A 17,320-nucleotide genomic window follows, 5' to 3' on the forward strand; every position below is an offset into this window, starting at 1 on the left:
CTGCCGATGGGGAACATCCGGGTTTCGCCCAACTCCTTGGCCGTGGGGCGGACTTGCCCACACGCAGGGCGGGCCCGACCGCCGCGGGTGAACGCGTCGGTCGGGCCCGGGCCGGGCCGGCTCGCCTACCGGGCGACCCACGGGACGTTGCCCGTGTTGCCCGTGCGGCCGTTCTCGGTGCAGTGGGCGGGCGGCGTGCTGCCGTACACGTACTGGACGAAGTCGCGCAGGTCGTTGCGCCAGTAGTCCCAGCCGTGTTCGCCGGGGCCCGTGCAATAGCGGGGCGTGAACGAGGTGCCGATGACCGTGCGCAATTGGTCGTTCCACGTCTTGATGTCGGACTCGCCCTGGCCGCTGGGCACGCCCTGGCCGTTGGCGCCGCCGGAGTACATCGCGAACTTGCCCGCGTAGCCCGCGTACTTGCCCGCCGCGGCCATGCCCACCGGGGTGATCGCCGCCCAGTTCGCCTGCGGCCCGTAAACCGCTTCGGTGCGCTCCAACGGACTGCCGAACACCCGGTAGTTCGGATCGGCGAGACCGTTCCAGGAGGTCGCCGCCCCGTAGCCGAGCATCGAGTCGGCCACCCGGTTCAAGGCGCGGTCGTCGGCCAGCGTGGTGCCGCCCGAGAACGCCCCGACGGCCGAGAACCGGTCCCGCAGGTCGGCGGCGTAGCGCAGCGCGCCCAGTCCGCCCATCGACACACCCGCGATCGCGCGTCCCGAGCGGTTGTCGACGGTGTTGAAGTTCGCGTCGATCCAGGGCACCAACTGCCGCATGTGGAAGGTCTCCCACAGCGGCGCGAAGTTGCCCTGGGTGTGTCCCGCCCAGTCCGTGTACCAACCGGCCTTGCCGCCCTCGGGCATGACCACGATGCCCTTGAACGTGCGGCGGTCGATCGTGTTCAGGATGTCGCCCGCGTCGGACTTGGACCACTGCTCGAAGTCCCCGAATCCGCCGTGCAGCAGGTAGAGCACCGGATACGCCCTGGCCGGGTCGGTCACGTAGTCGTCGGGCAGCCAGATCCGCACCTTGACCGGCACGGTGACCGGGTCGATCGAGGGCGTGCCGCCGCGCGGCTGCATGATCGCCGAGGTGGTCATCGTGGCGTCGAACATCCTGCGGTCGCTGAGCAGGTTCGAGTTCGTCCACTGGGTGAGCGTGATGCCGTGCGAATTCGCCGCGGGCAACGGCGGTGCCGGCGGCGGTGGGAAGGCCTGGGCCCGGGTCGGCAGGCCCAGCACGGCCACCATCAGCGCCGCCGCGACCGCGAACACGGTCACGACGCGGTGTGCGCCTCGGCGGCTTCGTCCCGGTGCGTGTGTTCCGTTCGTTCTGCCTGTGCCATCCACGGATACCCCCGACGCTTTTCGCCGTATCGATGTGCCCGCACGCGGGCCCGACCTGGCGCAACCCTGGCCGAGCCGGCGCGGACTGTCGTCCCGCACGCGGTGGACATCGCGGGGAAACCTGCGCGGTAGCACCCGACCCGATCTCCGCCGACCGCGGTACCGCGACGCGCCGCGGGCGGCGAACCCTCTGCCCCGCGCCCGAGCACGGCGTTGCCCTCACGCCCGCGTCAATGTCTACGGTCGTGGACACGCGGTGCCGAGACCGAGCCCGTCCGTCGCCGCCTCGGCCCCATCGACCCGACTGTCCCTCTCCCGGCACCCTCCCGCCGCCCGAACGATTCGAGGTCGTGCATGCCTTCCCTGCTGCACCTGGACGCCAGCATCCGCCACAGCGGCTCGGTGTCCCGCGAACTGTCCGCCCACTTCGCCACGCGCTGGCGCGAGACCCACCCCGACGGTGGCTACACCCACCGCGACCTGGCCGCCGAACCCGTCCCGCACATCACCCACGAGGTTCGCGAAGCGCTGCTCGACCCCGGCCGCGGGCACGGCGAGCCGCCGCGGGAACGAGCCCTGACCGAGGCCCTGAACGCCGAACTGCGCGCGGCGGACACCGTCGTGCTGGGCGTGCCGATGTACAACTACTCCATCCCGTCGACGGTCAAGGCCTGGCTGGACCGCGTCGTGACCCCGGCCACCATGGTCACGCCGGACGGCGGCCCCGGTCCGCTGGCGGGCACGTCCGTCGTGGTGATCACCAGCAGGGGCGGGTCCTACGCTCCCGGCACGCCGCGTGCGGACTGGGATCACCAGGAGCCTTACCTGCGTGCCGTGCTGAGCTCGATCGGCCTCGCGGACGACCTGGAGTTCGTCCACGCCGAACTGACTCTGGCCGCGATCGTCCCGGCGATGTCCGCCCTCAAGCCGCTGGCCGAGAAGTCGCTGAATCAGGCATACGAGACACTCGAAGCACTGGCCACCCGCACCCGATGACAGAATTCGATACATGACGCAGCAGAATCCGACGGATTCCATACCGAATGTCGAGGCGAACGGTCCGGTGGTCGTGGTCGCGGCGGCAATCGTGCACGCGCGGCGCCTCATGGTGGTGAGCAAGAAGGCGGCACCGGACCTGTTCTACCTGCCCGGCGGCAAACCCGACCCGGGCGAGAGCCCGCTGGAGACGCTGCGCCGCGAACTCGACGAGGAACTGGGTGCGCGGCTCGTGGAACCCCGATTCCTGGCCGCCGTCGACTCCGTCGCCGTCCTGGAGGGTCTGCCGATGCGGCTGACCGTCTTCACGACGCGCCTGGACCGCGAGCCGGTCCCGGCGGCCGAACTGGCCGAACTGCGCTGGACGTCCGGCCGGGACGACGACCTGCGGCTCGCTCCGGCGGTCACCGATCACGTCCTGCCCCTGCTGCGCCGCACCGGCGCGCTCGCGGCCTGACCGGTCCGCTGGCCGCGCGACCATCGCGGCGCGTCGACGGGTGTCACGACGGCGCGCACCCGCCCGCGACGCACCGGCGCCTCGGTCGCGGTGGGTGGGTGCGGCATCGATCCGAGGGGCTGCGATACCGTCGATCGATGATCGACACCCAGTGGGACATCCTGCTCCTCGGTGGCGCCTCGGGCCTGGGCAAGAGTCGGGCGGCGGCCGAACTGGCCCGGGAGTCGGGGGCGTTCGTGGTGGAGTTCGACGACGTGGTAAGCGCGGTCCAGGCCATCACCGACGCGGGGACCCACCCCGGCCTCCACCATTTCGATCGGCTTCCCGACTCCGCGCGGCCGAGCCCCGACCGGGAGTTGCAACTCCAGATCGCCACCGCCATCGCGCTGGAGCCCGCGGTCGTCGGCGTGGTCGACAATCGGCTGACCGTCCCCGTGCCGGCCGTCGTGGAGGGCGACTACATCACCCCGGCCGCCGCCGCCCGGGCGATCCGCGCGGGTGCCGCCGCCGGGCGCAGCGTACGGGCGGCGTTCCTGCACGAGGACGATGTCGCCCGGGTTGTCGCCAACTACGCCGACCGCGAGCCGGAACACGGCAGCCAGACGCAGCGCGCCGAGGTCGGTGTGCGCTACTCCCGGTGGCTCGCCGAGCAGGCCGAGCAGCACGGACTGCCCGTGGTCGCCTGCCGCCCCTGGCACACCCTCACCACACGCATCACGCAGGCCACCGTCCCACGCAGCGGGTCGGCGGTCGGGCGCGGCTGACCCGCGGCGCCGGGCTCAGTCCGGGCGGCGAGGAAACGGCAGATCCCCACCACGCGGCGCGCCACCGCCGGTACCCGGCGGCTCGACGACCGCGACGGCTCGGCCGAAGCAGTCCGACACCGGGGCACGAACCCACCGGTGGCTGCGCGCCGTTCGCGCCCGGCGTGCCTTTCGCCCGGCACGTTCCCGGACGAACTCGCGCTCGGCGAGGACTTGTTCGCCGCCGGGCCGGGGTTCCCGCCGTCGTCCCGGGTGAGCAGGAACGTGGTTCCGCCCGCGAGCGCCGCGGCCACCACCGAGCCGCCGATCAACAACCGACGGCGCGCCATGCCGGAACCCTTCCCGGGCGGCGCGAACTCCGGCCGCGGCGGCACCGGAACCGGTGCCCACTCGGGAGCCCGCGCGGAAGCCGGAGCCTGCGCGGGAGTCGAAGCCTGCGCGGAACCCGGTGCCTGCGCGGAAGCCGGCGACCACGCCGGGGCCGGCGGTTGCGCGGGCCGAGACGGTGGTTGCCCGGCCTCGGCCGGCGGCACCGTCGCGGTGGCCGCCTCCGAAGGCTGCCTCGGGTACGTCGGCGGCACGCCCACCGCCTCCGTCACCGTCGCCGGCTCGCTCATCGGCTCCGCAGGCCGTCGGCGGTCAGCAGCACGTTGGCTGGCTTCAGGTCGCGATGCACCAGGCCGACCGCGTGGATCGCGACCAGCGACTCGGCCGGCCCGGCGGCCGGCAGCCGCGCGCTCGACTCGGGCAGCGGCCCGTGCTCGGTCACGGCTCGGGTCAGCGAGGGGCCGCGGATGTACGCGGTGGCCGGCCACGCCGTCTCGGCCTCGGCATCCGCGTCGACGAACGCGGCCGTCCGGAAGCCGCCGATCCGCCGCATGGCCGAAATCTCGGCTGCGAACCGGCGCCGGAAGCGCGGATCCGCGGCCGACTCCGCATGCACCGTCTTGACCGCCACCAACCACCCGCCGGGCGATCGGGTGAGGAACACCTGCCCGCCCCAGCCGGCCCAGCACCGCGAACGAACCGATCCGCTGCGGATCCTCCGCCCCGACCGCGTCCACCACCGCCCCGACTCCCGCCCGTCCATCCGTCGCGGGCATCACCGTACGGGATCGACGATCGGCCGCTCGATCACCCCGATCGGGCGAACCCACGACTTCCCGCGTTACTCCGCCCGGCCCACAGTCGGCCGCCGCTCGACGTGCGGGCGACGGCCGCAGGCCATCGAATGTAGGGGCCAGCGTTTCCCTGCCGAGGAGTCCGACGTGAAGCCCGTCGCCCTGTCGCCGAAGGCCCGCGAAGATGCCCTGACCGCCATGGGATCCGGCCGTGAGCTGGACATCCTGGTCATCGGCGGGGGTGTCGTCGGCGCCGGGTGCGCACTCGACGCCGTCACCAGGGGCCTGAGCGTGGGCCTGGTCGAGGGCCGGGACTGGGCCAGCGGCACCTCCAGTCGCTCCAGCAAGCTCATCCACGGCGGGCTGCGCTACCTGGAGATGCTGGACTTCCGGCTGGTCCAGGAGGCGCTGCGCGAACGCGGCCTGCTGGTGCAACGGCTGGCCCCGCACTTGGTGCGCCCGGTGAAGTTCCTGTATCCGCTGACCCATCGCGGATGGGAGCGGCTGTACGTCGGCGCCGGTGTGTTGCTCTACGACACGATGGGTGTGACCTCCGGCAACTCACGGGGCCTGCCGCATCACCGGCACCTGACCCGGCGCAGCGCGCTGCGCGAGGTGCCCGCGCTCAAGTCGGACGCGTTGATCGGCGCGGTGCAGTACTGGGACGCGCAGGTGGACGACGCCCGGCACACCATGACCATCACCCGCACGGCCGCCGCGTACGGCGCGCACGTGGCCAACCGGACCCGGGTCACCGGCTTCCTCCGGCAGGGCGAGCGGGTCACCGGCGCGACGGTCGTCGACGTCGAGTCGGGCCGGGTGTTCGAGGTACACGCCAAGCAGGTGATCAACGCGACGGGCGTGTGGACCGACGACACCCAGGCGATGGCCGACACCCGGGGCCAGTTCCACGTACGCGCGTCCAAGGGCGTGCACGTGCTCGTGCCCCGGGATCGGGTGAACTCGCGGTCCGGGTTGATCCTGCGCACCGAGGCCAGCGTGCTGTTCGTGATCCCGTGGGGCCGGCACTGGCTGATCGGGACCACCGACACCCCCTGGGACCTCGACAAGCAGCACCCCGCGGCGAGTTCGCGCGACATCGACTACCTGCTGGAGCACGTCAACCGGGTGCTGGCCACGCCGCTGTCCCGGGACGACGTGGAGGGCGTGTACGCGGGGCTGCGACCGCTGCTGGCGGGCGACGCGGCCGAAACCAGCAAGCTGTCCCGGGAGCACCTGGTCGGCCATCCCGTCCCGGGCCTGGTGGTGATCGCCGGCGGCAAGTACACCACGTATCGCGTGATGGCCAAGGACGCCGTGGACGAGGCGGTGCGCACGCTGGACGGCGCGCACCCGGGCCCGTCGGTGACCCACGACGTGCCGCTGCTGGGCGCCGACGGATACCAGGCGCTGCGCAACCGCCGACACAGCCTGGCCCGGGCGTCCGGGCTGCACGTGGTGCGGATCGAGCACCTGCTCGCCCGGTACGGCTCGATGATCGGCGAGGTGCTCGAACTCATCGAAAAGGACCCGGAGTTGGCCACGCCGTTGCCCGGTGCGGACGACTATCTGCGGGCCGAGGTGGTGTACGCGGTCACCCACGAGGGCGCACACCACCTGGACGACGTGTTGACCCGGCGCACTCGGGCCTCGATCGAGTCGTGGGATCGCGGCGTGGAGGCCGCCGAGATCGCGGCGCGGCTGATGGCCGGGCCGCTGGGTTGGGACGAGCAGCAGATCCGCGACGAGATCACGCACTACGGGAAACGGGTCGAGGCCGAACGCGACGCGCAGCGACAACCGGACGACCTCACCGCCGATGCGGCGCGGCTGGGCGCCCCCGACATCGTCCCGGCGCCGTGAGCGCGGGCGCGGCTCCGGACACCGGGGCCCGGCGGGCGGCCCCGGCCGGGCCGCCGAGCGAGCGGTGGGAGCTCGGCGGCGAGTTGGTCGCCGAGTTCGTCGGCACGATGGTGCTCATCCTGTTCGGCGCCGGCGTGGTGGCCCAGGTCGTCGCGGCAGACCTGGGCAATCACGACAGCATCGCGTGGGCCTGGGGCCTGGGGGTGACGTTCGGGGTGTACATCGCCGCGCGCACCTCGGGCGCGCACCTGAACCCGGCGGTGACGGTGGCGCTCGCGGCCTTCCGCGGCTTCCCGTGGCACAAGGTGGCGCCGTACGCGCTCGCCCAGACCGCGGGGGCGTTCGTCGCGGCCCTGCTGGTGCGCTGGAACTACACCGAGGTGCTGGCCCAGGCCGATCCCGGGCACACGATCAAGACCCAGACGGTCTTCTCCACGCTGCCGGGCAACGGCACGTTCCCGGTCAGCGAGTGGGGTGCGCTGCGCGACCAGATCATCGGCACCGCGATCCTGCTGCTGGTGATCATGGCGTTGACGGACGTGCTCAACACCGCGCCCAAGGCCAATCTCGGCGCGCTGCTCACGGGCCTGTTGGTGGTCGCGATCGGGATGGCGTTCGGTACCGACGCCGGCTACGCGATCAACCCGGCCCGCGACTTCGGCCCGCGGCTGGCCAGTTTCCTGACCGGATACGGCGGTGCGTGGCGCGATCAGTACGGCAACCTGTACTTCTGGGTACCGATCGTCGGGCCGTTGATCGGCGGTCTGGTCGGCGCGGGGCTCTACCGCTGGTTGATCGCGCCGTTCCTGCCCACATCGGAGCAACCGGCGGGCAGAGTGGTCGAAGCCGACTGACGGCCGTACGGCACATCCGACGCCGCGCGGACAGGTCCGGGCGTCGCCACAGTGGAGGATTCGAGATGGCGGATTTCGTCGCGGCAATCGACCAGGGCACCAGCAGTACCCGGTTCATGGTCTTCGATCACGGCGGCACCGTGGTCGGGCGCGAGCAGTTGGAGCATCGGCAGATCATGCCGCGGGCGGGGTGGGTGGAGCACAGCCCGGTGGAGATCTGGGAGCGCACCCGTTCGGTGATCGCCAGTGGGCTCAACCACCACAACCTCACGCCCGCCGACTTCGCCGCACTGGGCATCACCAATCAGCGCGAGACCACGGTGGTGTGGAATCGGCACACCGGCAGGCCGTACTACAACGCGATCGTCTGGCAGGACACCCGCACCGACCGGATCGCCCGCGCGTTGGACGAGGACGGTCGCGGCGAGGTGATCCGGGCCAAGGCCGGTCTGCCGCCGTCGACGTACTTCGCGGCGGGCAAGGTGCAGTGGATCCTGGAGAACGTCGACGGGGTGCGCCGGGACGCCGAGCGCGGCGACGCGATCTTCGGCACCATCGACACGTGGTTGTTGTGGAACCTGACCGGCGGGGCCCGCGGCGGGGTGCACGTCACCGACGTCACCAACGCCTCGCGCACGATGTTGATGGACCTGCGCACGCTGGACTGGGACGACGAGTTGTTGTCGTTCTTCGACATCCCGCGCGGCATGTTGCCCACGATCCGCCCGTCGAGCTACCCGGACGGCTACGGCAGGTCACCCGACGCGAGCCCGCTGGTGGGGATTCCGCTGACCGGCACCTTGGGCGACCAGCACGCGGCCACGGTGGGCCAGGTGTGCTTCGCCGAGGGCGAGGCGAAGAACACCTACGGCACCGGCAACTTCATGCTCCTCAACACGGGCAACCGCATCGTGCGCTCCGAGCACGGCCTGCTCACCACGGTCGCCTACCACTTCGCGGGTCAGGACCCGGTGTACGCGCTGGAGGGGTCGATCGCGGTGACCGGGTCGGCGGTGCAGTGGCTGCGCGACCAGTTGCACATCATCAAGAAGGCCGAGGACAGCGAGACCCTGGCCCGGCAGGTCGAGGACACCGCCGGGGTGTACTTCGTGCCGGCCTTCTCCGGCCTGTTCGCGCCGTACTGGCGCAGCGACGCACGCGGCGCGATCGTCGGCCTGGCCCGCTACCACGACGTGGGCCACATCGCCCGGGCCACGCTGGAGGCGATCTGCTACCAGAGCCGGGACGTGGTGGATGCGATGGCCAAGGATTCCGGGGTGGCGCTGAGCGTGTTGAAGGTGGACGGCGGGGTCACCGACAACAGCCTGTGCATGCAGATCCAGGCCGACGTGCTGGGTGTGCCGGTGATCCGGCCGACGGTCCCCGAGACCACCGCGCTGGGCGCGGCGTACGCCGCCGGTCTCGCGGTCGGTTTCTGGCGGGACACGGACGAGTTGCGGGCCAACTGGAATCAGGACGCCCGCTGGGAACCGGAATGGGATGGCGAGCGCCGCGAGAGCGGGTACGCCGACTGGAAGCGGGCGGTGGAGCGCACGTTGGACTGGGTGCCGAACGGGTGAGCCGGCCGGGCCGGGGACGGAACGGGCCGCTCCCGTCCCCGGCCCGGGCGCATCACGCCACGCGCGCGATGGCACCCGCCTGCTCGACCGACGGGATGCCCAGGTTCTCGCGGAGTGTGCCGCCGGTGTAGTCGGCACGCAGCGAGCCGCGTTCCTGGAGCAGCGGAACGACCCTGTCGACGAACTCGTCCAGGCCGGTGGGGGTCAGGTGGGAGCCGAGGATGAAGCCGTCCGAGCCGTCCTGCTGGACGAACGTGTCGATCCGCTCGGCCACTTGCTCGGGCGTGCCGACGAACTCGGTGCGGCCGAACACGTGGATGGCCAGGTCGCGCAGCGAGTACTTGTTCGCCTCGGCCAGCGCGCGCCACTCCGCGACCCGGCGATGCGCGTCCTCGGCGATCCGCGCCCGGCCCTGCACCAGGGGCGGGCCGTCGGGGTCGGGGTCCACGTCGGGCAGCGGGCCGTCCGGGTCGTAGCCGGACAGGTCGCGGTTCCAGACCGTCTCCAGCAGGATCTGTGCGGTGCGTCCGCCGATCTGGCGCCGGGTGATGTCGCGGTGTCGCTCGACGGCGTCGGCTTCGCTCTCGCCGAGTACGAAGGATGCGTGCGGCAGCAGCTTGACCGAGCCGGCGGGCCTGCCCAGGCGGCCGGCCCGGGCCTGGATGTCGCGGTAGAACGCCTGCGCCTCGTCGAGGCGGTGGTAGGGCGAGAAGATCGCGTCGGCTCCACCGGCGGCGAAGTCGCGGCCCTGCGGCGAGACGCCGGCCTGGAGGATCACCGGCCGGCCCTGCGGGCTGCGCGGCGTACCGAACCGCCCCGAGATGTCGAACTGCTCTCCGGAGAAAGCGAATTCGCCGGCCTTGGCATCGCGCAGGAAGACGCCCGTGTCCCGGTCGGCGGCCACCGCGTCCGCCGCCCAGGAGTCCCACAGTTCACGGGCGGCGGCCAGGAACTCGCCCGCCCGGGTGTAGCGGTCCTTGCGGTCCAGGAAACCGCCGCGGCGGAAGTTCGCGCCGGTGAACGCATCGAAGGAGGTGACCACGTTCCAGCCCGCCCGACCGCCGGACAGGTGGTCGAGGCTGCTCAACTGGCGGGCCAGTTCGTAGGGTTCGTTGAAGGTGGCGTTGATCGTGCCGATCAGGCCCAGGTGTTCGGTGACGGCGGCCAGCGCGCCGAGCACGGGCAGTGTGTCGGGGCGCCCGACCACGTCCTGGTCGAAGATCAGGCCCAGGCGTTCGCGCAGGGCCAGGCCCTCGGCAAGGAAGAAGAAGTCGAATCGGCCGCGTTCGGCGGTCCGGGCGACGTGCGTGAAGGTGGAGAAGTCGATCTGGCTGCCGGCTTCGGGATCGGACCACACGGTGTGGTGGTTCACGCCTCCCACGTAGGCGCCGAGGATGATCTGCTTGCGCGAGGTGCTCATCGGGATGGGTCCCTTCGGACGATGGCCGGGACGGCGCTGCGGCGGATGGTGGTGGCGGTGCGGGTCACGAGGCCGCCGCCGTGGGCGTGGCATAGCGGCTGTCCGGGCGCGGCAGGCCGAGTCGGGCGCGCAGCGAACCGGCCTCGTAGGCGGTGCGGAAGGCGCCGCGGCGTTGCAGTTCGGGCACCAGGTCGCGGGTGATGGCGTGCAGGTCGTGTGGCAACGCGGCCGGGCGCAGCCGGAATCCGGTCAGGCCGGCGTCTTGCCAGTCCTGGAGGAGGTCGGCGAGGTCGGCGGCGGTGCCGGTGAACACGAGTGCGTCACTGTCGTATTCGGCGCCGTCGAGCTCGTCCAGCCGCGCCTTGCGGTCGCGGGCCGCGGCGGTGCTCTCGTCGAGGAGCACGACCAGGTCGCCGAAGACGTGTACGGTCTCCGACTCCCGTTGCGCGGCCCGTTGTTCGGCGCGGATCTCGGTGACGATGGCGCGGGCGTCGTCGTGGTCGCGCGGCGTCACGTACACCACGTCGGCGGAGCGGGCGCCGAGCCGGTACGGCACCGTGGCGTGGGCCAGTACGGTGACCAGCGGCTGCCCCTGCGGCGGGCGCGGCACGATCGAGGGGCCGCGGACCCGGAACCGGGGCCCGACGAAGTCGATGTAGTGCAGCTTGCCGCGGTCGATGAACCGGCCGGTGGCCGCGTCGCGGATCTCCGCGCCGTCCTCCCAGCTGTCCCACAGTCGGCGCACCACCTCGACGAAGTCCTGTGCCTCGGCGAAGTTCTCCGCGACCGTGGCCGCCACGTCGGGCCGATCGAGGTCTTCGACGGTGAACGGCCTGTGCTCGCGGCGGCCGAAGTGCGCGTTCTCGGCCGGTCGGGACACCTGGGCGCGCCACCCGGCGCGGCCGAGGCTGACGAAGTCGAGGGTGGCGATCGCCTTGGAGACGTGAAACGGCTCGGTATGCGTGACAGTGGCGGTCGGAACCAGTCCGATGTGTTCGGTCGTGGGCGCGACGCGCGCGGCGATCAGCACCGCGTCGAGTCGGCCCCGGACCTGGTCGGTGCGGGTGTCGGGGCCGTCGAAGCGGGTGGATTGCAGCGAGAGCGCGTCCTCGATGGTGACGAAGTCGAGCAGACCCGCTTCCGCCTCGGCGACCAGGTCGGTCCAGTAGCGGGCGGTGAACAACTCGGCCGGACGGGCGTCGGGTTCGCGCCAGGCGGCCGGATGCCAGCCGGCGCCGTCCAGCGCGACGGCCAGGTGCAGCGGGCCGGGGGTGTTCGGGGTGGTCGTCATGGGTGGATCTCGCTTTCCGGTGAGTGACTGACGCGGGTTCGTGGGTGGTGGGGGGTTTCTGGCTGGTTGGGGGTCGGTGGGTGGTGGGGTCCCTGCGTGGCGCAGGGCCGGTACGTCGCGCAAGGTCGGTGGGTGTCGCCGGATGGGGCAGGTTGCGTCACGGACGGAGGAACGGGGCGGACCGCGGGCGAGCGGGCGTCACGGCAGGGCCGGCGGACGGTGGTCCGTCGGCGAATGCGGGACTGCGCCGGTCACTCCGAGGTCGGGCGGGCGTGTATCGCGGTGACCGGGCGCACGGATTCCGCTTGCCGGGCGCACGGATGCCGATGCCCGAACGCCCCTGCGGCGGCGAACCCGTGGTGGTGCGCGGTGGGTTCACCCGGCGCGGCGGAATCGGCGCGGGAGCGCGGGCCGGGTGCGGCTCGCCGGTAAAGCGGCATGCCGACGCGACCGCGGGAGCGCCGTGCGATCTCCCGTCGAGCGCGGGGATCGAAGAAGCCCCTAGCGGGTCAGTGACACAGGGAGCCGGCGGAGCGGCGCAGGTCGATGAACAGCCGCCGGGTCAGTCGGGCCCGGGGTGAATTCGCCTGTCGGTCACGGGAGTTCGTCCGGTGGGCGGCCGGGGTCGGCACGTCGGCCACGACGGATGCGGCGGCGCGGCGCGGCGGCGCGTTCACCCACCTGTCCATCACATCGTCCCCTTGCCCCTGGGCCCGTTCGAGGCGGGCCCCGCGTTGCCACGCGAAAGACGCGCGGCCGTGTCCTCACCCGGGGCACCCCGTCGCGGAGGAGGGTTGCCGACCAACAAGCCGGGGCTGAACGTTGGCACTCGTGACACGTACTGCGGCGACGACCGATCCCGGCCGACATCGCGACGCTAACGCAGCCCTCGGGGTCTTGTCCATCGACCCGGACGGCGGCAACAACCGGGCGAGGCAGGCGTCTTACCGCTGCCGCGAGGGGCGCCCCGAAGGGGCGGATCCGGCGGGCCGGCGGCCGAGCGGCGTGGATGCGTCGAGTCGTGGACACCCTTTGACGGGGCGCGATCAAGCTCGTAACCTGCCGATCATGCAGGCTCGGATCCGGTTGGCGACCCGCAGGCACATCGACCTGCTGCGGGTGAGCAGTGCCGCGTGTCGATCCGCGCTGCCCGGCTCCTTCTGAGCCGTACGATCGGTGCCACCCGACCGCGCCGTGCGCTTGCGCCGTATCGGAGCCGGTCGAACAGACCGGCCGACCGGTGCGCCGCCGGCCGCATCCGGCACGACCTTTTCCCGCAGGGCCACGGATGTGCGGTGTGACGTCGCCGAGTTCGGCGCGTGGGCACTCGCCCGGCCGCCCTCCCCCAGACGACGCGAGAGCGGAGTGGATCGACGATGTCCCCATCCCGAGTGACGGTCGGCACGGCATGAACGACGTGCGCGTGTTGGACAACGTGGCCTACTCGTCCCTGACCGGCCCGCACGCCGGGCTCGCCGAACGCAGAGGTCGGGTCGTGCGCTATCTCGCCGATGTGGCGCCGTTCGCGGCCCTGCCGGATGATCCGGGCCCGGCGGACTGGGCGGATCTGGCCGCACTGGCGGCTCCGGGTGCCGTCCTGCCGCTGGCCGACGGTGATGCCTTGCGCCCGCCGGCGCCGTGGGAGGTGGTGATGCGGATCGGCGGGGTGCAGATGCTGGGCGACGCCGTCGCCGGGCGGCCGGACGACTCGCTCGTGCGGCTCGCCGCCGACGACGTGCCCGAGATGCTCGACCTGGTCGCACGCACCCGACCGGGCCCGTTCCTGCCCCGGACCATCGAGTTGGGCACCTATCTGGGGGTGCGCCGCGACGGCGCGCTGATCGCGATGGCCGGGGAGCGGCTGCATCCGCCGGGCTGGACCGAGATAAGCGCGGTGTGCACGGATCCGGCGTGGCGCGGGCAGGGCCTGGCGGGCCGCCTGGTCCTGGCCTTGGTGGCCGGCATCACCGCACGCGGCGAGACGCCGTTCCTGCACGCGGCGGCCGAGAACGTGACCGCGATCCGGCTGTACGAGTCGTTGGGTTTCCGGCTGCGGCGTACGCCGTCCTTCGTCGCGGTGCGGGTCCCGGCCGGGGAGCCGGCCGAACCGGTGGTCGCGGGGTAGGCGACGCGGTCGCTCCGGGGTCGACTGCGTCGTCGGTCGCCGCCGTGCCGGCGAGCCGCCCAGTACGGAGCGGCTCGCCGGTCCGGGTCAGCCCGGCGGGGTCTCCGGCGCTTCGGCGTCCTGGTCCGCTCGGTCGGCCGCCTGCTCCGCCTCGCCCACGATCGACGCCAGTTCCGACGGCAGGTCGGTGGGAGTGGCCCGAGTGCCGGCCGGAGCCCGGCCGCCGCCGTTGTCGTCGTGCGATCCGCCGCATGCGTTCAGCGCCGGACCGAGCGCGAGGACCGTGATCAGGACGGCGACCGCCCGACGGCGACGTGGGCCGGTCACTTGCCTGCGGCGGGCTGCTGGGCGTCGCACCAGGTCTTCACGCTCGCCAGGTCGGTCCGGCGCTTCTGGAGTTCCGGCAGCAGGCGCTGCCGGGTGGCCAACTTGTCGTTCAGGTAGGTCTTGACCGCCGGGCGGTTCAGCTTGTCCGCGGTGGCGATCCGCTCCTGGAGGTGGGCGATGGACCCCTTCACGGCGGCGGCGCCGTTCAGCCGATCGATCGCCTTGCCCAGTCGGGTGTCGATGGCGGGGACGCGCTTGCAGATGCCCGGCTTGTGCTTGTCGGCACCGGGCATGGCGCCGGCCTGCGCGGCGGGTGCCGCGGCCAGGGCAGCGATCGTCGTCAGGGCCGCGAGGGCGCCGAGCGTCGCGAATCGTTTGGGTGCGGTCGTGCTACGGCGAGACATGGTGGTTCTCCCGAGTTTCACGGTTCACCACCCCGCTGCGGAGTGGCGTGCCGAGACGGTATGACCCCGTTCTGTGGGCTTCCTGTGGGCTGTCTGTGGGGTTCTTGTGGGCCCGACACACTGCCCGTCGGGGAGCCCGGCCGGGGCCCGATCCGGTGGTCGAGTCGAAGCCGAACCGGGCGAATCGGGGCCGAACCGACACCCGTTCCAGTGACCCGCGCCAACTCGCGCCTGCGGGACGGCGACCCGGAGCCCGACCCGACCGGGACTGTCCGGAGGTCTTCGCCGTGATCAAGACCCGACCCTGTCAACAACGCTCGTGGTCGATACACCTGGGCGCCCGCCCGGGCCGGTCACCTCCGCTGCGTGGTTTCCGCCGGCTCGCGGATCAGCCAGTCGTGCCGGATCCCCCCGGTCCCGCCGGCCGGTTCGTCGGGGCGCCGCAGCGGCAGCCGCACCTCGATGCGGGTGCCCGGGCCGGGCGGCGCGGTGCCCACGGCAACGTGCCCCCGGTGCAGCGCCACCTGCTGGGCGACCAGGGTCAGGCCCAGGCCGGCCCCCGGGCTGTCCGGGCCGCGACGGAATCGCTCGAACACCTCGTCGCGCCGCTCGACCGGTATTCCCGGCCCGTCGTCGTCCACCCGGATCCGGGCGCCGTCCGGGTCGACGTCGACGCCGATGCGGATCGAGGCCGCGCCGTCCGGTCCGCGTCCGTGAACGAGCGCGTTGCCGATCAGGTTGTCCAGGAGCAGCCGCAGCCCCGGCCGCAGGCCGTCCACCCGGATCTCCTGCGGGGCGGACACCGCCACGTCCGCGTCCGGATGCCGCATGCGCGCGTCGCGGGCCGCCTCGTGCGCCAGTTCCCCCAGGTCGACCCGCTCGAAGGACTGCCCGTCGGCCAGATCCCCCTGGGCGAGCGCACGCAGCGACGCCAGCAGGGACAGGATGCGCTCCTGCCCGGCCGTGACGTCGCCGAGGATCTCGGCGCGTTCGGCCGACGTCAGATCGGGATAGGCGGCAAGCACGTCCAGGTCGGTCCGGATGCCGGTGAGCGGCCCGCGCAGTTCGTGGTCCACCGTCGCGGCGAACGCGCGCGCCGTCTCCAGTGCTTCGCGGGTGCGGGCGGTCTGCGCGTCGTAGCGACCGAGCACCGCCGCAAGCGTGCGGCCCAGGTCGTCCACCTCGGCCACGCCGGACGGCAGGTGTACATCCGGGCGCGCGTCGTCGTCCGGCTCGATCGCGGCCGCACGCCGGCGCAGGGCGCGCAGCGAGCGGGTCGCGCCGGCGCCGACGGCGAGGCCGGCCAGCGCGGAGATCGGTACGGCGAACGCGGCCACGACGAGTACCCGCCGACGCAGCAGTGCCGTCCGCGCGTCCGTCTCGGAGGTCGGCTGGAACACCCGCAGGGTGCTCCCGCCCCCGCGGCCCGCGCCGAGCGGACGGGTGACCATGCGCCAGGCCTTGCCGTCGGCGCGGACCGTGACCGGGCCGCGGCGCCGCGCGTCCGGCAGCGGCACGTCCGGCGGCGGTTGCGGTCCCGCGGACACCGGTCCGCCGGGCAGTTCGATCCGCACGCCCAGGTCGAGCGCACCGTCGAGCAGTTTGTTCTCCCGGGCCCGGACCGCGTTCTCCCGATCGTTCTCCACGGCGCGCAGCAGTGCTCGCGCGTCGGGTGCGAGGTGGTCGGCGCGTTGCCGCAGGGCCGCGTCCTGACGGTGGGTCACGTCGGCGGTGGCCCAGCGCACGACCAGGGTTCCCGCGGCGATCACCAGGAGCGGGACGAGCACGCCCACGGCCAGCGCGATCCGGGTGGACAGCCGCATGGTCGGCCGGCGGCGGACTCCGGCCGCGCGCTTGTCGGGAAGGGTCATCCCCGGCCGCCCGGCACGCGCAGCACGAAGCCGACTCCGCGCACGGTGTGCAGCAGGCGTGGCCGGCCGCCGGCCTCCAGCTTGCGGCGCAGGTAGCTGACGAAGGTGTCGACCACGTCGGTGCGGACCTCGAAGTCGTATCCCCAGACCCGGGCCAGCAGTTGATCACGGGTCAGCACCTGGCCGGCGTTGCGTACGAACACGTCCAACAGGGCGAACTCGCGCCTGGTCAGGTTCACCGGCTCGCCCTCGTGGGTGGCCAGGTGAGCGGCGGCGTCCAGCACGAGCGGGCCGGCCCGGAGCACCGCATCGCCCGGGGCGGTCGGGGGCCGGCGGCGCAGCAGCGCCCGCAGGCGGAGTTCGAGTTCGCGCAGGTCGAACGGTTTGACCAGGTAGTCGTCCGCGCCCGATTCCAGGCCGGTGATCCGGTCGGCCGTCTCGTCCCGGGCGGACAACATCAAAACCGGGGTCTCGATGCCCCGGGAGCGCAGCGTGGCGCAGACCTCGATGCCGGAGCAGCCGGGCATGGCCACGTCCAGGACGATCACGTGCGGCGCGCGGGGTGTCGGGTGCTCGGCGGTGCCGGTGACCGCGAGGGCGGCGGCGCCGTCGGAGGCGAGCAGCACCCGGTAGCCCGCCAGGCGCAGGCCGCGTTCGAGGGCGCGGCGGATGGCGGGGTCGTCGTCGACGACGAGGATGCGCGCCGGCTCGCCCGCGTCCCGGCCCCGGCCCTCGTCGTCGATTCCTGGAGTCGTGGTCATGGTGTGCCGTCCCGCGTTCGCCGGCCCCCCGGAGGTGGGGAGGGAGACTCTACGTCGATCCGCGGTGGGGGACGCGGCCGGTCGGTCCGCAGTTCCACACGGCCGGTCGGTGCCCGGTTCCACCCGCCCGGTCGGCCGGT

General features: G+C 72.8%; 17 protein-coding genes and 1 riboswitch. Of the genes, 8 read left to right on the plus strand and 9 right to left on the minus strand.

Translation table 11 applies throughout. From position 1 onward, the window contains the following. Positions 1-125 precede the first annotated feature (125 nt). Entirely contained in the window at positions 126-1,280 is a 1,155-nt protein-coding gene (locus tag ACIBM5_RS43280; protein WP_396012185.1) for an alpha/beta hydrolase, read from the minus strand. 420 nt (positions 1,281-1,700) lie between these two features. On the opposite strand from ACIBM5_RS43280, the gene ACIBM5_RS43285 reads away from it, so the two are divergent. The 3 genes from ACIBM5_RS43285 (at position 1,701) to ACIBM5_RS43295 (ending at position 3,563) form a co-directional block, all read left to right on the plus strand. Continuing rightward, entirely contained in the window at positions 1,701-2,342 is a 642-nt protein-coding gene (locus ACIBM5_RS43285) for an FMN-dependent NADH-azoreductase (protein ID WP_396012187.1), read from the plus strand. 13 nt (positions 2,343-2,355) lie between these two features. Beyond that, positions 2,356-2,799, plus strand: a complete 444-nt coding sequence (locus ACIBM5_RS43290) for an NUDIX domain-containing protein (protein ID WP_396012188.1) — start codon at positions 2,356-2,358, stop codon at positions 2,797-2,799. Positions 2,800-2,936: 137 nt separating this feature from the next. Next, the gene (locus ACIBM5_RS43295; RefSeq protein ID WP_396012189.1) at positions 2,937-3,563 is read left to right on the plus strand and encodes a hypothetical protein; all 627 of its coding nucleotides are present in this window, start codon (positions 2,937-2,939) and stop codon (positions 3,561-3,563) included. Positions 3,564-4,176: 613 nt separating this feature from the next. Here ACIBM5_RS43295 and ACIBM5_RS43300 read toward each other — a convergent pair. After that, positions 4,177-4,653: a protein kinase gene (locus ACIBM5_RS43300; RefSeq protein ID WP_396012190.1), complete on the minus strand. Its 477-nt coding sequence runs from the start codon at positions 4,651-4,653 to the stop codon at positions 4,177-4,179. A 229-nt stretch (positions 4,654-4,882) separates the two neighbouring features. Between ACIBM5_RS43300 and ACIBM5_RS43305 the strand changes: the two genes are divergently transcribed. From ACIBM5_RS43305 to glpK, 3 genes are all read left to right on the plus strand, one after another. Continuing rightward, positions 4,883-6,547 carry a glycerol-3-phosphate dehydrogenase/oxidase gene (locus ACIBM5_RS43305; protein ID WP_396012239.1) on the plus strand — a complete coding sequence of 555 codons (1,665 nt, stop codon included), beginning with the start codon at positions 4,883-4,885 and terminating at the stop codon, positions 6,545-6,547. Next, positions 6,544-7,401 (plus strand): MIP/aquaporin family protein, encoded by an 858-nt coding sequence (locus ACIBM5_RS43310; RefSeq protein ID WP_396012191.1) that lies wholly within the window; start codon positions 6,544-6,546, stop codon positions 7,399-7,401. The genes ACIBM5_RS43305 and ACIBM5_RS43310 overlap by 4 nt, the downstream gene beginning before the upstream one ends. A gap of 65 nt (positions 7,402-7,466) precedes the next feature. Continuing rightward, a complete protein-coding gene (gene glpK, locus ACIBM5_RS43315; RefSeq protein WP_391583612.1) occupies positions 7,467-8,981 on the plus strand; it encodes a glycerol kinase GlpK in 1,515 nt (504 codons plus the stop codon). Positions 8,982-9,033: 52 nt separating this feature from the next. Here the strand turns inward: glpK and ACIBM5_RS43320 are convergent, their stop codons facing one another. The 3 genes from ACIBM5_RS43320 to ACIBM5_RS43330 all read right to left on the minus strand — a co-directional run bounded on the left by ACIBM5_RS43320 (position 9,034) and on the right by ACIBM5_RS43330 (position 12,381). After that, positions 9,034-10,401 (minus strand): NtaA/DmoA family FMN-dependent monooxygenase, encoded by a 1,368-nt coding sequence (locus ACIBM5_RS43320; RefSeq protein ID WP_396012192.1) that lies wholly within the window; start codon positions 10,399-10,401, stop codon positions 9,034-9,036. 64 nt (positions 10,402-10,465) lie between these two features. Further along, positions 10,466-11,692: an LLM class flavin-dependent oxidoreductase gene (locus ACIBM5_RS43325; RefSeq protein WP_396012193.1), complete on the minus strand. Its 1,227-nt coding sequence runs from the start codon at positions 11,690-11,692 to the stop codon at positions 10,466-10,468. Positions 11,693-12,201: 509 nt separating this feature from the next. Beyond that, complete coding sequence (locus ACIBM5_RS43330) at positions 12,202-12,381, minus strand: hypothetical protein (RefSeq protein WP_396012194.1); 180 nt, start codon at positions 12,379-12,381, stop codon at positions 12,202-12,204. 37 nt (positions 12,382-12,418) lie between these two features. Then, a riboswitch (SAM riboswitch) is annotated at positions 12,419-12,529 on the minus strand. Between the two features lie 231 nt (positions 12,530-12,760). On the opposite strand from ACIBM5_RS43330, the gene ACIBM5_RS43335 reads away from it, so the two are divergent. Beyond that, complete coding sequence (locus ACIBM5_RS43335) at positions 12,761-12,856, plus strand: putative leader peptide (protein ID WP_391583616.1); 96 nt, start codon at positions 12,761-12,763, stop codon at positions 12,854-12,856. Between the two features lie 244 nt (positions 12,857-13,100). Continuing rightward, the gene (locus ACIBM5_RS43340) at positions 13,101-13,817 is read left to right on the plus strand and encodes a GNAT family N-acetyltransferase (protein ID WP_396012195.1); all 717 of its coding nucleotides are present in this window, start codon (positions 13,101-13,103) and stop codon (positions 13,815-13,817) included. 87 nt (positions 13,818-13,904) lie between these two features. Here the strand turns inward: ACIBM5_RS43340 and ACIBM5_RS43345 are convergent, their stop codons facing one another. From ACIBM5_RS43345 to ACIBM5_RS43360, 4 genes are all read right to left on the minus strand, one after another. Continuing rightward, complete coding sequence (locus ACIBM5_RS43345; protein ID WP_396012196.1) at positions 13,905-14,144, minus strand: hypothetical protein; 240 nt, start codon at positions 14,142-14,144, stop codon at positions 13,905-13,907. After that, on the minus strand, positions 14,141-14,548 hold the full coding sequence (locus ACIBM5_RS43350) for a hypothetical protein (RefSeq protein WP_396012197.1): 408 nt from the start codon (positions 14,546-14,548) through the stop codon (positions 14,141-14,143). The genes ACIBM5_RS43345 and ACIBM5_RS43350 overlap by 4 nt, the downstream gene beginning before the upstream one ends. A gap of 353 nt (positions 14,549-14,901) precedes the next feature. Beyond that, positions 14,902-16,419 (minus strand): sensor histidine kinase, encoded by a 1,518-nt coding sequence (locus tag ACIBM5_RS43355; RefSeq protein ID WP_396012198.1) that lies wholly within the window; start codon positions 16,417-16,419, stop codon positions 14,902-14,904. Further along, complete coding sequence (locus ACIBM5_RS43360) at positions 16,416-17,180, minus strand: response regulator transcription factor (protein WP_391583621.1); 765 nt, start codon at positions 17,178-17,180, stop codon at positions 16,416-16,418. Before ACIBM5_RS43360 ends, ACIBM5_RS43355 begins: the two co-directional genes overlap by 4 nt. Positions 17,181-17,320: the final 140 nt, after the last annotated feature.

The sequence above is a fragment of the Embleya sp. NPDC050493 genome (genome assembly GCF_044458105.1).
Taxonomy (GTDB): Bacteria; Actinomycetota; Actinomycetes; order Streptomycetales; family Streptomycetaceae; genus Embleya.